A 13,652-nucleotide genomic window follows, 5' to 3' on the forward strand; every position below is an offset into this window, starting at 1 on the left:
TAAGAAGGATATAGCAACTAGATAAGGAAGTTTCCAATTATGCCATTTTAGTTCTACTAAATAGTAGTAAGGGCATATAGATCAAATATATACATGCATTATGTAGGGTTCTTGCATTTAAAAAAAACTGGACTCTGTCAAATTCGCATAAGAAAATGGAATAAGGTAATGGGAATGGAACAATTAATACATACCATAGTCGGATATCTATGGAGCGATACGCTAGTTTATTTGGCGCTTGGTGTTGGCATTTATTTCACCTTTATCACTCGTGGTGTACAGTTTCGATACTTCCGTGAGATGTTTCGTGTAATTCGAGAGAAAAAAGAAGACAATTCAGGAATATCACCTAGACAGGCTCTATTTATGGCATTAGCTGGCCGTATTGGTGTTGGTAATATTGCAGGTGTAGCCTTAGCTGTTGGTATGGGTGGCCCAGGTGCAGTTTTCTGGATGATTATGATGGGGTTTCTTGCTGGTGCTTTGGCATTTAGTGAGTCAACCATGGCTCAGTTGTATAAGTTTAAAGAAGGCGATCAGTATTATGGTGGTGTACAGTACTATATTGATCGAGGTCTAAAACTTAAACCATTTGCAGCAATAACTTCAGTGATACTCATTATTGCATATACTGTCATGATGCCTGGTATTCAAATGAATACAATTGCAACTACTTTTAAAGCAACTTTTCATGTACCACAATTTCTATCAGGTATTGTAGTAACACTCGGTATAGGATTGATTATTTGGGGTGGCGTTAAAAGTATTGCTCGTGCAGCTGAAAAAATTGTTCCTACAATGTCAGGTTTATATGTCCTATCAACTGTAATATTATTAGTTTCGCATTACGATCAGATTCCGTCTACTTTTGCACTTATTGTAAATAGTGCATTTGGTATGGATGCAGTTTTCGGTGCAATTATTGGTCATGCTGTGAATTGGGGCGTACGCCGTGCTGTTTTTGCCAGTGCTGCTGGGGCTGGTGAGTCTACATTTGCTTCAGCTGCCGCTATGACTTCACATCCTGTTAAGCAAGGTCTAATTCAGGCATTTTCTATTTTCTTTGAAACTGCACTCATCTTAACTAGTTCGGGTTTGATGATTTTAATTACAGGTATGTATAATGTTACACCTCCCGGTAGTACAGTACCTTTAGTTGAACATGTTCCTGGTGTAGCTGCTGGTGCTGAATGGACATCTTTAGCATTACAAACAGTTTTCCATGAAGGAGGGGCTTGGTTAATTGCTTTAGCAATTCTAGTTTTTGCATTTACCACACTAATGACCTACTACTATATTGCTGAGACAGCAATTGCTTATTTCGACCGTGAGAATAAATATCCAATCTTTAAGACAATTGCTAAAATTGCAAGCCTTACAGCATTATTTATGGGCAGTATTTCTGCAGCTGAAACAATGTGGGCATTAGGTGATATTACGTTTGCTTTAATGGCATATGTGAACTTGGTTGCTTTAGTCTTGCTAAGCAAGCCATTAATTAAAGTATTAAAAGATTACGACAGACAACGTAAAGCTGGAAAAGATCCTGTATTTGATCCAAGGGAAGTCGGTATTAAAAATGCGACTTATTGGGAAGAGTTTGCTGATCAGAAAAAAGCGTCCCTAGTAACACCTCCTATTGAAAAGCTGGTTTCTCTAAAAAAACAGTAGTCGTAAAAGAGCTTCATGGCTTTCCCTATGTAGAGTCAAAAAGTTTAGCCCCTATTTCTCTTCTGTAGAAAGGAAATTCAAGAAGAGAATAATCTTGATATTAAAGGAAATATGAAATGTTAAAATGGAGAATCAGTCTTCTTCTTGGCGGAGCTTTATCTATACTTTCACCTTATCTTTTTGCAGATACTTTAAAATTTGGTGATTCTGATGAAATCACAATTTCTGGTTGGTTACGGGCAAACATTCAGGATAAAGATTATTCTGACAATGAACACAAACTAAAGTTTGATGCAGCAAAAATAGCCGTCCAATATGATGCTAATCATCTATTTGGAAATTTTGAATATCGTTGTTATCAATTCGATAAATTATGCGATTTTTCATCGCTTGTTGATGCTAATTTAGGATACAAGTTCAATGAAAATAATAGAATTACCTTAGGTGTTCAGGAAATACCTTTTGGTTCTGGACGTGGATGGTCTACTAGCTGGTATGGTGGTGTTTTAATTAATGCTGGTTTAGAAGATGTACATAATTTGGGAATCAGCTACTCAACAAAACCTTTCACGACAACCAAATTTGATGCTGCATTTTTTGCACGTGATGCAGGAAATTATACGGGGAGTAGTAAAGATTCATCCCATTATTCAGCTAACTATGTTGAGCCTGATAATGGAAATGATCCATATGTAAAAGAAAAAAATATGTTTATTGTCCGAGTACAACAAGAAGTTCCTTTATCTGCATATCCCGATTTAAAGTTAAATGTAGGGTCGTCTTATTGGTATTCAGATATTGAAAATAAAGAGAATTCTGAAACTGGGCAGAGAAATGCTTGGACTCTGTTTAGTAAAATATATTATAAAAATGCAAATGTTACTTTAACTGTTGGTAAGAATAAGGTTTCTAATCATGATGATTTAGGACGTAATTATTCTGTAATCGGTTCATTTGATAGTTCTTATAATATAGCGAATGAAGGAGATTTTTACACTGCCGACATGAATTACGTTTTTAAAGATGTAATTCATGGTTGGTCTTTGACCCCATACGCAACATACAGTGCGTTGCATAAGGATCCTAAATATTTTAAAACATCTACCCGAAATGTTTTTGGTGTTCAGGCGGATAAAGGGCATTTTTCAGTAGCAACTGAATATTTATTAAGCAAAAACGACCCATTTATTGGTGGTAATGAAAATTCTTTTGCTCAAGGAGATGATCGAGGATGGAGTGGCTTGTTGAATATGTTATTTTTTTATAATTTCTAAAACAACAATGGCTTTATTAAAATAAGTTTGATTTCAAGCTTAGCTCCCGTGGGAACTAAGCTTACCTAAACAATAAAAAATGAAGCGCTTATTGCACTCCACAAATTGGGTAAAAGAATCTTAAAGCTCCAGCCCCTACCATCCAAATTACATATTCGGATAGTTAGGACCACTACATTTCTCATAGCCAACTTAGATCACATGCAATACAACTTCACTTCACACATCTTGATTCCATTGCCGACTGATTAATTACAATTAGAATCTCAATTTCGACGTATTGCTGGACATTCAGACAACTATAAAGGAGGTCCCGATTTAACTGATTGCATGCTTTAATTAATAATTTGCATGGATAAACTTACAAAACCAAGCATTTGCTGAACCATATCTAAACAGCAGATTGATTCTGCTTTAAATATCTGCTGAACGACCTCGACATCACTCGCAGTAATTTGAACCCTAAAAAATTATATTTGAGGATGGGCTTTCTTCTTTAGGCTCATGAGACCTTCTAATATCAACACAGACACTGCCATCCAAATCGCAATATAGGTTGGCCATTCTGATGGTTGAATTGTTTCACCGAGAATGAGTGCCACAATAAATAGTAAAACAGGTTCTACATAGACCAAAAGTCCAAACAGACTCAAGTTTAAGTGTGGTGCTGAAAGAGACTGAAATCCTAGTGCTAGGGCACTGATTAGACCTAGCCCTAAAATCAGCAAAAAAGTATTCAAAGGAGAACCTAAGACACCTGTAAAAACATCGCCCTTAAGAATAAAGAAAATGCTTAAAGGTAGACTGAGCATCATATCGAACCAAACGCCGCCAATATTGTTGGTATTGGTTTTTTGTCTTAGCCAGAAATAAATTGGATAGCCTAAACAGATCAGTAATGTTGGCCATGTCAGGTTTTTTGACACAATAAGCATATGAATCACAGCCAATATCGCAAAGACACAGGATAACTTTTGCCAACCTGACATTTTGTCCTTAAACGCAACTCTTCCTAAAACAACCATAATAATTGGCATCATAAAGTAACCGAGAGAAACATCTAATCCATACCCATTGCCAGGTGCCCACATGAATAGCCAAAGCTGTAAACCAATCAGAAATGAAGAAAGCAGCCGAGTAAATATAAAAAAACGTTCATTGCATACACGTTTATAAATATGTCTGACCTGTGACCAATTCCCCTGAGCAATAATAAAAACTGTTAAACAGGGCAAAGTGAGTAAAATTCGCCAACCATAGATTTCATTACCCTCTAATGCACCTAATAAAGAGGTATAGGCAAACATAACTGCAAACAGTATTGAAGCGATGACGTTGAAGATTACACCTAGAGCGGTATTGGATTGCTGTGACATCTGAGTAAGCGATTTGAATTGGAAAATGATATTTTATTTCAGCTTGTTTGATAAATTTACTGAAAATTCTTATTATAAATGAGAAAATTTCTCACAATATTCAATCAATTGATATGACTTTAGACAAGTTTGATTATGCTTTACTCATGTGCTTGCAAAAAGACTGCTTAACCCCCTTACGTGAATTGGCAGACGCTGTACACTTATCCACTGCATCGGTACAACGCCGTATTCAGAAATTACGTGAGCATGGCTATATCACCGGACATACAGCAATTTTAGATCCGGATAAACTCAATCAAGTTATTACGGTAGTGGTGGAGGTTCGTGTCAATAAAACCCATATTTCTGATCTTGATCTGCTTAAACAAAGCTTTTCTAGACCCGAGGTACAGCAATGTTATTATGTGACAGGTGATGCAGATTTCATCTTAATCTTTCTTGTTCCTAGTATGAGTCGATTTCAGTCACTCTGTGATGAGCTCTTCCATTGCAATTCGAATGTTGAATGGTTTAAAACAACCGTTGTATTAGATCGGGTTAAAGTCTCTTTGGATGTACTCCACCCAGAGAGGTAGTTCGAAATTATTGCGTACTACTTCAGAGAAGAGTGTTTGTATTTATTGTAAAAATGAGTAAATTACTGCTCATTTCTATTCATTAAGAATTTTACAGTACAGGCATTGCTAGAAATACACTGGTTAGATATAGCAGAACTTAAAATATTAGATCCTGAAAAATGATCGGCAGGTCCCTGTGAATTGGAATACCAAATAGAATATGCCATATTAAAAAGATGGAAACTGTTATGAATATTAAAGATCAATCACAAGATCGCCAACTAGTATTGATTGATTCATATACACAATATTTAATGAATCAAGTAAGCATGTGACACTTATTGGCTTATCTTCAGAAAAACCGACTGGGTACGTTGCAACAACAATATGCAGCACTGGTCGGTATCAGTCGACGTACGCTGAGCGATATTGAGCAAGATAAAGGAAAACTTACTCAATCTGTTGTTGATTAAGTGTTCAAACCACTTGGGTTAAATGCTGGGCTTATTTCTACACATAAACATATTATCGAAAAAATTTTTAAGTCATCTGAGCAAGGAGGATGATTCAAATGGGTGAATTTGATGATAATAACAACTTAAAATCGTTTTAGTTTGTTGCACCCATATAAATAAGAATCAAGTCGAAAAAAATAAATAAAATGCTGATTAAGTCATATAAAGTCTCAAAATAATATAATTCTCGGAAATTTTAAGTTGATTGTTATACTAACTTTAAATTAATATATCTAAAGAATACGATATAGAGACTTATAGCTCAAGTGCCATCGTCCCTATAACTGATCGATCTTATAGCCCCGAAGGATTTTAGGCGAGATTCTTTAGCAGATTGCGAAATAAGATTAAGGAAAAACAGCAATGTATAAATTTTCAAAAATTGAGTTAGTAACACAACAGTTTACTGACACAATTGAAGATTATCTGGCTTTAAAAATGAGTTGCGATGGTACCTATATCCATCATACGAAAAAAGATGATGAAAATTTTAAGATTGAAGTGCTAATAGATCCACCAAGCGATGTTTTAGAAACATTTAAAAATATCGCTCATGAAATTAAAGACTATTTGGATCAAATCGATTATAAAGGAAAATTTGAATTCAGGTTTATCGTTTAGTAGTGATTAATTGCTGTAATGTAAAATAAAAAAAAGTATTGATTTTCAGTAAAAATGAAGTGATGCAAGTTAAGCATAGCTCTCTAACTTATCTCTATAAATGTTTCATAAGCCAAGTGATGAATTTCATTGCGTATTTTTTTGTCTAGTTTTGTTTTCACGATCTTTTTAGAAATCATCACCCGTGTAGTATTTTATTGAATTCTTATGGGAGATAACCAATGTTAAACTATCTTAAGAGCTTTCATAACATCAATACATATTTAATTTTATCCACCATTTTATTATTCTTAGTGATAGCTTTAGATTATTTTTAGTTGACTTCCTGTGATTATTTTTCTGTGATTAATCATAATTCAAGAAATAAAAACTCACGCTAAGTGAGTTTTTATGGGGGGTTGGAACCCATTGTAAATATAAGCAAATTATTGTAATTCAAGTTCATTATTTTTAACTTTGAAAGATTGATAGAGCCGATATAAAATATAAAGATTACTTTTTTTTTGAAATTTTACATCTATGATGAATAAACTCTTAGTCGCTTTTATAACACCAATAATCACATGCTCAGTGTATAGTGCTGAAGATATATTTAAGAAGTCTCAATCGTATGTGTTTTTGCAAAATGAAACACGACATGAAAATAACCATGATACGCAGGTTGATTTTTTTGAAATTTCAAGACAGCAAGAAAAAGATCGCATCAATCAACGTGATGCAAATGTAATCCAAATCAATCAAAATCAAGCCATGACTTCAAATATGAGTCCATTTGAAAAATCACAGTATTTGTTAAAAAACAATGATACTCAGTCTCTAAACTCACATACTTATGAGCAAGAGTTAAAATCCCTTCAACAAGCACGCAATAGGGGAATAATTTCAGAGCAAGACTACCAAAAGCAATTGATAAAGCAAAATAAAGCACCTTTACAGCAAAAAAATCAGCAGCTTAACTTTTTTGCGCCTTAAAATATGAAATAAATAAACCACTTCTTAGAGGTTTATTGGCTACTTAGACCAAAGTATAAGATAAAAATTAAACAAAATATCATACACTTATTACGTGAATAATAGATAAAAATACTATGAATTTTTGTATCGGTGGACCTTGGAATGGCAGTAAGCTGCTTGGAAAAGTAAATTATAAAAAATCTTTTAAAGTGAAGAATGCTTCATCTAACCTAGTGACAACATATATAAAGAAAAAAGTGTTTGTTCAAGATCAGTCTTTTGTCTTTTGGGTGGCTGATGAATTATTAGAAATACAAGCAAATGAAATGATTAAATCTTATCTGTACAAAAAATGTCAGTAGACGAAATTCCTATTTTAAGTAATCAAGGCCTAGGCTACAGTCTAGAGTATCTTATTTAACTTATGCTTACCTAGAGTCTAGTTCATATTATTTAAATTATATTATTTTTATTTACAATAGTTTATGGTACTAGATTAATACAATTAATGAGATGCCATTCATGAACTTGGTAAGTTTATTAATCAACTTACCAAGAAAAATTTTATACATTTAAATAAAATAAATCAGAGTGTTATTTCTGTAAAAACGCATCACACTCTAGATATGTTTTACATTTTTATTGGATTGTTTTTAACAGTCAACCAGCTGAAAGACAATGCTGTGATTGCTAACCAAGGAATTAGTGCTAAATTCATAGTTTTCCAACCAAAAACGTCTAATATTGCCCCCGCACTAAAAGAACAAATTAATCCCACTACAAAAACCGTCATATCATTAATTGCTTGTGCTTTAGCTTTTTCTTCATGGGTATAAGTCCCTGTTAATAGTGAAGTACTACCAATAAACAGGAAATTCCAGCCTACACCCAATAGAATCAGAGAAATGGCAAATGAATGAAACTCTATACCAGACAAGGCAAATGCAATATAACAGGCAAATAATAGAACACCAGCAAACATGATTTTTAAGACTCCAAAACGGGTAATCAGGCTGCCTGTAAAGAATGAGGGTAGGAACATACCCAATACATGCAATTGAATTACCGTAGTGATGGCACCTAATTCGTGGTGTGAGTTGCGCATGGCGATTGGTGTTGCAGTCATACCTAAAATCATAATGCCATAGCCTGTGATTGCACCAAGCAAAGCAACTAAATATGTTGGCTGGAATACAATTTGATGCCAAGGCCGTCCAGCATTAAAACTGGTTTTGATTTCCACTTGATCAGAAATATGTAGTCTAGATAGAATTCCCATCGCAATCAGGGAAACGATGGTAATAATCAGAAAAGAACCCACATATTCCAGACGATTGAATAATGGTCCACCAAAACGTGCTAAAACTGGGCCAATCAATGCAGCAACTACACCACCAGCCATAACAAAAGAAATCGCACGGGAACGAAAGGAATCGTCTGCTACTTCACTGGCTGCAAAACGATAAAACTGGGCGAAGGATTGATAAGCACCAACACAAAATGTGCCTAAAGCCAATAAATAAAGTGAACTATATACAATCCCAATCGCTGCAATAATCCCTCCCAGAATCCCTAATAAAGCGCCACATAAGAAGCCATTACGTCTGCCAACCTTTGCCATCCACATGGACGCAGGAAACATCATCATAGCTGTACCTAGGAACATTGAGGCGATTGGTAGTGTGGCAAGGGTAGGAGTATTGGCAATGTTTGCGCCTGCCAAACCGCCAATTGTCATGACCATCACGGAAACAGTCTGGAATAAAGATTGTGAACTCGCCAGAATTAAAACTTGACGATGCATAGTATTTTGCAACATGAGAGTAAAAACCTAAATTTTGGTAAATTAAGTGACTAAGGAGAATTTGGGGATACAGTCAATACAACCCGAAACTGTGCCTGACCTGACTTCATTCGTAGGTAAGCCTGCTGTGCCTGTTCCAGTGGGAATGTTTCAATCTTGGCTCGCACATCGGTCAATACGCTAAAGTCCAGTGTCTTTTCAATCTCGTAAGGTGTACCCGTAATTGAACCCTGAATACTCCGTTCAGCACCTACCAATAATGGTGATGGAATGACTAAAGGTTCTTTTCCCACACCAACCACCAGTAACTTGCCACGAGGAGCAAGACCTGCAAATAATGTTGATGACACTTCACCATTGGTAATCGTGGTTAAGATGACTTGCGCTTTACCCAGCTGTTGCAGCCTTTCAACGGCATTTTCTTGATCACTATCAATATAAATATGTGCGCCTATAGTTTTGACCTGTTCAACAATATCCTGTCCACGACCAATGGCGACCACTTTGAAACCCATACGTTTAGCATATTGAATTGCTAGATGGCCTAAACCACCGATTCCGAAGATTGCAACTAAATCGCCCGCTTCAGCACCAGATTTCTTTAAGGCATTAAAAGTGGCAATTCCAGCACACAACAAAGGCGCAGCTTCAACTGAACTCAGCTCATCAGGAATAGCCACTAATCCTATTTCTTTGGCAAGCATCATTTCAGCATAGCCACCGTCATAGTTACTCCCCATAACAGGTTGATTATTACAAAGATTAAATAAACCCTGACGACATTCAGGACAGTGATTGCAGTGTCCACCTAAGCGACTGATCCCGACACGCTGACCAATTTTCCAATAGGTTGAGGAATTCGCCAAAGCAATAATCCGCCCGACGACTTCATGACCTGGCACACGGGGATATTGAAAATCAGGATTGCTACTTTCGACTGTAGTGGCATCTGCACCACAGATGCCACATGCTTCCACCGCAATCAGAACTTCGTCTGCTTGTGGTGTGGGAATAATTCGTTCAACCATTTCTAGTTTGCCAAACTGACTCACCTGTACGGCTTTATAGGTTTTTTGCATAAATGTGCCTGTTGAATTTTATAAGAGTTGTTGAATACGTTGAACACCCACCTGAGCAGCATCAATCGCCCCAGCTAAATAGCCTGAATAGTGCTGTGACCATTCGCTAGCAATACCGATAATACGGTTATGCCAAATTTGATCATTCGGGGTGTTTGCGGGCACTATTCCATGCGAGACAGCAGGGGTTTTCCAGTCATCATCAGTGGCGGTAAAATTATCTGCTGACCAGTCTTTAATATATTCATATTCAGGAGTCGCAGCTTCCGAACCGAATAGACGTACCAGTTGTGCTCGACAATGTGCCATTAAGTCTGCTTCACTGACTTTTTTGCGAATACTCGCAGGAATACCTAAAAAGCCAAATAGGGCAGCATGACTATTCGATGTAGATGCATCATGAATTTCGCCCATAGGGCCAACATGGCTACTGGCTTGACCTGACAAGCCTTGTTTTTTCCAAAAAGCTTCAGAATAAATTGCCACATACTTAGCATGAGGAGCCATCCATGTCGCAGTATCTTTCCACTGGTTCAGTAATACAGGGGGTAAGGTAGGATTGAATAAAATGTGTTGAGCAGTTAGGCGTGGTGCAAGTGCAATTAGGACATAATCTGCTTCAATAATTATTTCACTACCTTCTGGGTTCTGGGTACTTAAATGAATAGGTACTTGTTCTTGTTGAGTAATATGAGTAACCTGCTGTTGAGTCAGAATTTTTTGTGCAGGAATCTGTTGGGCCAAGCCATGAACCAAACTACTCATTCCACCCTCAAGGCGAATCGAGGGTGTCGATGCCCAAGGGCTTGATAACTGTACTGGGGGAATGCCTCTTTGCCTTTCAAAGACTAACTTTCCTTTTTCAAACTGTTCGGAAAAGGGCAATTTCAGTTGATATACCAGTTGCATCAGTTCAGGATTGAGTTCAGGCCAGATCCATGTTGCGCCTAAATCAAAACCTTGCTCTGAATAGACACGACCACCTAAACGATCTCTTGCTTCAAGCACAACATAGTTGGTGATTTTGGCTTGTTCCAGTAAATAGGCAGCATATAGACCACTTAACCCGGCACCTATAATAGCAATCTTGGTCTGTATCATGACTGTTGCTCCACAAAGTTTTGGGCGGATAGAAGATGACCTGTTTTTACATACAGTGTTGCACCTGTATCACTTGCATGAAAGCTTTGGCGACTTTGAATGGGTAGACGAATCCATGAACCTGTGGGATAAATTTCTCCATTTGCAATCAATTCGCCTTGCACCAATAAAAGCTCTATTCCATCTAAACTGTGTTCATCAAAGCTTTGATGGGGGTTAAGTTTTTCGAGATAGGTATGTTCATCAGGCGAGAGGTATAAACGACAAATAAGACGTTGACCAATAGTTTGCCAATTTTCAGGATCATGAGTATTGATACGCAAAGTCTCAGTATTAGTCTTGGACATTTGCATGAGTTTGACAAAAATCAGTGTGCCATCTTCACTGGATGGGGTATGTTTTGAACCATCTGGATTGCGTAAATACCAGCCTGCTGGATAATGCTGATCATTGTTTTCAGTGAATGTTCCTGAAAGCACTAAAATTTCTTCACCCGATGGATGTTGATGTTTAGGAAAAATAGATTGAGGTGCATAACGAACCAAACTGGTAGCACGAGCAGTTTCTTCTCCCACCCGATCCAGCATAACTCGTTCAACTTCACCACCAGGAGATTTGACCCATTGATAATCGTTGGGTTTAACCACAGCTATTTGGGAAAAATCAGCGTTAATCAACATCTTCCATCTCATCCATTCAAAAAGGCAAATATCCTATTGAACTAATAATGCAGTTCAACAGGAGATAGAATCTAAAAATATTTTTACCAATTTTGCTTGTACCAACTTTCATTAAGGAGAGGCCATGCATGGTGTCTAGTGCTAATTGTGCATAATCAGGCACATGCTTAAGTAAAAAGTCACGGTAGTTAAACCAGTCGAACCTCACTTCCAATACCTGAATTACTATCTGTGATAATTGCAACTTTCAAAGAAAATCTATTTCTCACCATACAATCCTTTATCAAAGTGAATTTAGCTTTGTCATATCTATAACGTATGTGCCTTGCATGAATTGATTTTATGATTCATGTCCTATATAAACAAACGAGTTAATCTTGTAATAATTGATAGAAAATCTTTAGAATGAAAACGCCTGTATATCTCAACGCATTAAGAGCCTTTGAGGCTAGTGCTAGACATCAAAGTTTTTCGGCTGCTGCCGATGAACTCAATGTTACTCCTGCTGCAGTGGGGCAATTGGTTAAAAGTCTTGAAGATTATCTGGGTATGACTTTATTTCAACGAAGTACCGGTGGTAAAGCCAGATTAATAGCTACTGAAACGGCATTATCAGCATTACCCGATATTCGTGCAGGATTCGACAGGCTCATACTTGGATTGGAGAAATTACAAACTCAAACCTCGACAGGAGTATTAACTGTTGCGATCAGTCCAGCCTTTGCAGCGAAATGGTTACTACCAAGAATTGATAGTTTTCAGCAAGCCTATCCTGAGATAGATATTCGACTCGATACCAATTTGAAACCTGTTGATTTTGGTCGTCATGGTATTGATATTGCGGTGCGATATGGACAAGGCAACTGGTCAGGATTGATTGCAGAGAAGTTAATGAATGAGGAAGTTTTTCCAGTCTGTTCATCAGCATTTTATCAGAAGTATCACAAACAGTTACAAGACCCTAAGAGTTTATTAAACTTACCGTTAATCCATGATTTAACTATGGATGCCCATTCAGGCTTTACCACTTGGGATACATGGTTGCAGTATAACCACATTAGCAATGAACCAACCCAAAGAGGTTTAAAAATCAATAATTCGGCTGCGGTTTTACAACCTGCAATAGAGGGGCAAGGAGTTGCATTGGCAAGAAGTGTAATGGCAGCAGATGACTTAAAAACAGGACGATTAATCCGACTATATCCAACAATGCAATGTTCATCCGTATTGGCGTATTACATTGTATATCGTGAAGAGTGTTGTAATATGCCAAAACTTCAGGTTTTTCGACAATGGTTGGTTGAGCAAGCCTAAAACGATTAAGTATATTTAAAGAATCAGGATTTTGAAGTCATAGTAACTTTTGTCCATGAGGGAAGTGGTGTGAAAATTGGATTCAAAATCCATAATCCATATTTTTCTGGTAGTAATTTGACTAGAGTCAATCTGATCAAGCCAAACTTGATAAATGGATTTGCATGGCCAATCCTGAAGGTTCCAAGCAAACGCTAGCTTACTCCTGAGCAACAGTGAATCTTAGACTTAGAAAAAGAAATCAAACAACTCACAGATGCAAATGAAATTCTAAAAAAATGCATGTTTAGTCTTGATTAAATATCTAGCTATGAATACATATTTCCCTACTAAATAGGCCTTGAGAACAGACTAAATTTGTCTAAAAGTGTAGCAACAGTCCACCACTATTTAAATGCTTAGGCTAGGGTTTTGATAGCTACAATTTCTGTTTGGCTTTTTGGCGTAAAACAGACAAATATAAGTTTTCTAATTTTTCACGTGCCCATGGTGTGGTACGTAAGAATCGCAATGATGATTTAACACTTGGATCTATACAAAAACATCTAATTTCAATTTTACGACTTAAGCCTTCAAAGCCACCGTAATAATCCAATAACTCATCCAAAATATCAGCAAGTTTTTTGCCGTGTAGAGGGTCATTGGAGGCATTCATAGTAGATCAACTATATTTGGGTAGACCATCATTATACCCTGAGTGAGT

13 protein-coding genes and 1 pseudogene are annotated in these 13,652 nt (G+C 36.8%); 8 read left to right on the forward strand and 6 right to left on the reverse strand.

Features of this window, described 5'->3' with window-relative positions; genetic code table 11:
* Window positions 1-174: 174 nt before the first annotated feature.
* Both OSH00_RS05720 and OSH00_RS05725 read left to right on the forward strand, forming a co-directional pair.
* Window positions 175-1,671 carry an alanine/glycine:cation symporter family protein gene (locus OSH00_RS05720; RefSeq protein WP_266129623.1) on the forward strand — a complete coding sequence of 499 codons (1,497 nt, stop codon included), beginning with the start codon at window positions 175-177 and terminating at the stop codon, window positions 1,669-1,671.
* Between the two features lie 116 nt (window positions 1,672-1,787).
* A complete protein-coding gene (locus OSH00_RS05725) occupies window positions 1,788-2,945 on the forward strand; it encodes a hypothetical protein (RefSeq protein WP_266129624.1) in 1,158 nt (385 codons plus the stop codon).
* A 470-nt stretch (window positions 2,946-3,415) separates the two neighbouring features.
* Here the strand turns inward: OSH00_RS05725 and rarD are convergent, their stop codons facing one another.
* Window positions 3,416-4,321: an EamA family transporter RarD gene (gene rarD / locus OSH00_RS05730; protein WP_266129625.1), complete on the reverse strand. Its 906-nt coding sequence runs from the start codon at window positions 4,319-4,321 to the stop codon at window positions 3,416-3,418.
* A gap of 113 nt (window positions 4,322-4,434) precedes the next feature.
* Between rarD and OSH00_RS05735 the strand changes: the two genes are divergently transcribed.
* The 5 genes and pseudogenes from OSH00_RS05735 (at window position 4,435) to OSH00_RS05755 (ending at window position 7,333) form a co-directional block, all read left to right on the forward strand.
* Window positions 4,435-4,899 carry an Lrp/AsnC family transcriptional regulator gene (locus OSH00_RS05735; RefSeq protein WP_266129626.1) on the forward strand — a complete coding sequence of 155 codons (465 nt, stop codon included), beginning with the start codon at window positions 4,435-4,437 and terminating at the stop codon, window positions 4,897-4,899.
* A gap of 230 nt (window positions 4,900-5,129) precedes the next feature.
* Window positions 5,130-5,447: pseudogene (locus OSH00_RS05740) on the forward strand (helix-turn-helix domain-containing protein).
* Window positions 5,448-5,759: 312 nt separating this feature from the next.
* Window positions 5,760-6,017: a hypothetical protein gene (locus tag OSH00_RS05745; protein ID WP_266129627.1), complete on the forward strand. Its 258-nt coding sequence runs from the start codon at window positions 5,760-5,762 to the stop codon at window positions 6,015-6,017.
* 612 nt (window positions 6,018-6,629) lie between these two features.
* Window positions 6,630-6,989: a hypothetical protein gene (locus tag OSH00_RS05750; protein ID WP_266129628.1), complete on the forward strand. Its 360-nt coding sequence runs from the start codon at window positions 6,630-6,632 to the stop codon at window positions 6,987-6,989.
* A gap of 116 nt (window positions 6,990-7,105) precedes the next feature.
* A complete protein-coding gene (locus OSH00_RS05755; protein WP_266129629.1) occupies window positions 7,106-7,333 on the forward strand; it encodes a hypothetical protein in 228 nt (75 codons plus the stop codon).
* A 269-nt stretch (window positions 7,334-7,602) separates the two neighbouring features.
* Here the strand turns inward: OSH00_RS05755 and OSH00_RS05760 are convergent, their stop codons facing one another.
* From OSH00_RS05760 to OSH00_RS05775, 4 genes are read right to left on the reverse strand one after another with little or no spacing between them, the layout of a single operon-like run.
* The gene (locus tag OSH00_RS05760; protein ID WP_266129630.1) at window positions 7,603-8,790 is read right to left on the reverse strand and encodes an MFS transporter; all 1,188 of its coding nucleotides are present in this window, start codon (window positions 8,788-8,790) and stop codon (window positions 7,603-7,605) included.
* A gap of 35 nt (window positions 8,791-8,825) precedes the next feature.
* The gene (locus OSH00_RS05765; RefSeq protein WP_266129631.1) at window positions 8,826-9,854 is read right to left on the reverse strand and encodes an alcohol dehydrogenase; all 1,029 of its coding nucleotides are present in this window, start codon (window positions 9,852-9,854) and stop codon (window positions 8,826-8,828) included.
* Between the two features lie 18 nt (window positions 9,855-9,872).
* The gene (locus OSH00_RS05770; RefSeq protein WP_266129632.1) at window positions 9,873-10,955 is read right to left on the reverse strand and encodes a flavin monoamine oxidase family protein; all 1,083 of its coding nucleotides are present in this window, start codon (window positions 10,953-10,955) and stop codon (window positions 9,873-9,875) included.
* A complete protein-coding gene (locus OSH00_RS05775) occupies window positions 10,952-11,635 on the reverse strand; it encodes a cupin domain-containing protein (RefSeq protein ID WP_266129633.1) in 684 nt (227 codons plus the stop codon). Before OSH00_RS05775 ends, OSH00_RS05770 begins: the two co-directional genes overlap by 4 nt.
* 405 nt (window positions 11,636-12,040) lie before the next feature.
* Here OSH00_RS05775 and gcvA point away from each other — a divergent pair, with 405 nt between their 5' ends.
* Window positions 12,041-12,949, forward strand: a complete 909-nt coding sequence (gene gcvA, locus OSH00_RS05780; RefSeq protein WP_266129634.1) for a transcriptional regulator GcvA — start codon at window positions 12,041-12,043, stop codon at window positions 12,947-12,949.
* A gap of 418 nt (window positions 12,950-13,367) precedes the next feature.
* Here gcvA and OSH00_RS05785 read toward each other — a convergent pair whose 3' ends face one another.
* Window positions 13,368-13,604, reverse strand: a complete 237-nt coding sequence (locus tag OSH00_RS05785) for a VF530 family protein (RefSeq protein WP_266129635.1) — start codon at window positions 13,602-13,604, stop codon at window positions 13,368-13,370.
* Between the last annotated feature and the right edge of the window lie 48 nt (window positions 13,605-13,652).

It is taken from the genome of Acinetobacter nematophilus (assembly GCF_026344175.1).
Classification (GTDB): domain Bacteria; phylum Pseudomonadota; class Gammaproteobacteria; order Pseudomonadales; family Moraxellaceae; genus Acinetobacter; species Acinetobacter nematophilus.

Coding starts and splice junctions, on each gene's coding strand:
- OSH00_RS05720 (WP_266129623.1), top strand. CDS start 175: ATGGAACAATTAATACATACCATAGTCGGATATCTATGGAGCGATACG.
- OSH00_RS05725 (WP_266129624.1), top strand. CDS start 1,788: ATGTTAAAATGGAGAATCAGTCTTCTTCTTGGCGGAGCTTTATCTATA.
- rarD (WP_266129625.1), bottom strand. CDS start 4,321: ATGTCACAGCAATCCAATACCGCTCTAGGTGTAATCTTCAACGTCATC.
- OSH00_RS05735 (WP_266129626.1), top strand. CDS start 4,435: ATGACTTTAGACAAGTTTGATTATGCTTTACTCATGTGCTTGCAAAAA.
- OSH00_RS05745 (WP_266129627.1), top strand. CDS start 5,760: ATGTATAAATTTTCAAAAATTGAGTTAGTAACACAACAGTTTACTGAC.
- OSH00_RS05755 (WP_266129629.1), top strand. CDS start 7,106: ATGAATTTTTGTATCGGTGGACCTTGGAATGGCAGTAAGCTGCTTGGA.
- OSH00_RS05760 (WP_266129630.1), bottom strand. CDS start 8,790: ATGTTGCAAAATACTATGCATCGTCAAGTTTTAATTCTGGCGAGTTCA.
- OSH00_RS05765 (WP_266129631.1), bottom strand. CDS start 9,854: ATGCAAAAAACCTATAAAGCCGTACAGGTGAGTCAGTTTGGCAAACTA.
- OSH00_RS05770 (WP_266129632.1), bottom strand. CDS start 10,955: ATGATACAGACCAAGATTGCTATTATAGGTGCCGGGTTAAGTGGTCTA.
- OSH00_RS05775 (WP_266129633.1), bottom strand. CDS start 11,635: ATGTTGATTAACGCTGATTTTTCCCAAATAGCTGTGGTTAAACCCAAC.
- gcvA (WP_266129634.1), top strand. CDS start 12,041: ATGAAAACGCCTGTATATCTCAACGCATTAAGAGCCTTTGAGGCTAGT.
- OSH00_RS05785 (WP_266129635.1), bottom strand. CDS start 13,604: ATGAATGCCTCCAATGACCCTCTACACGGCAAAAAACTTGCTGATATT.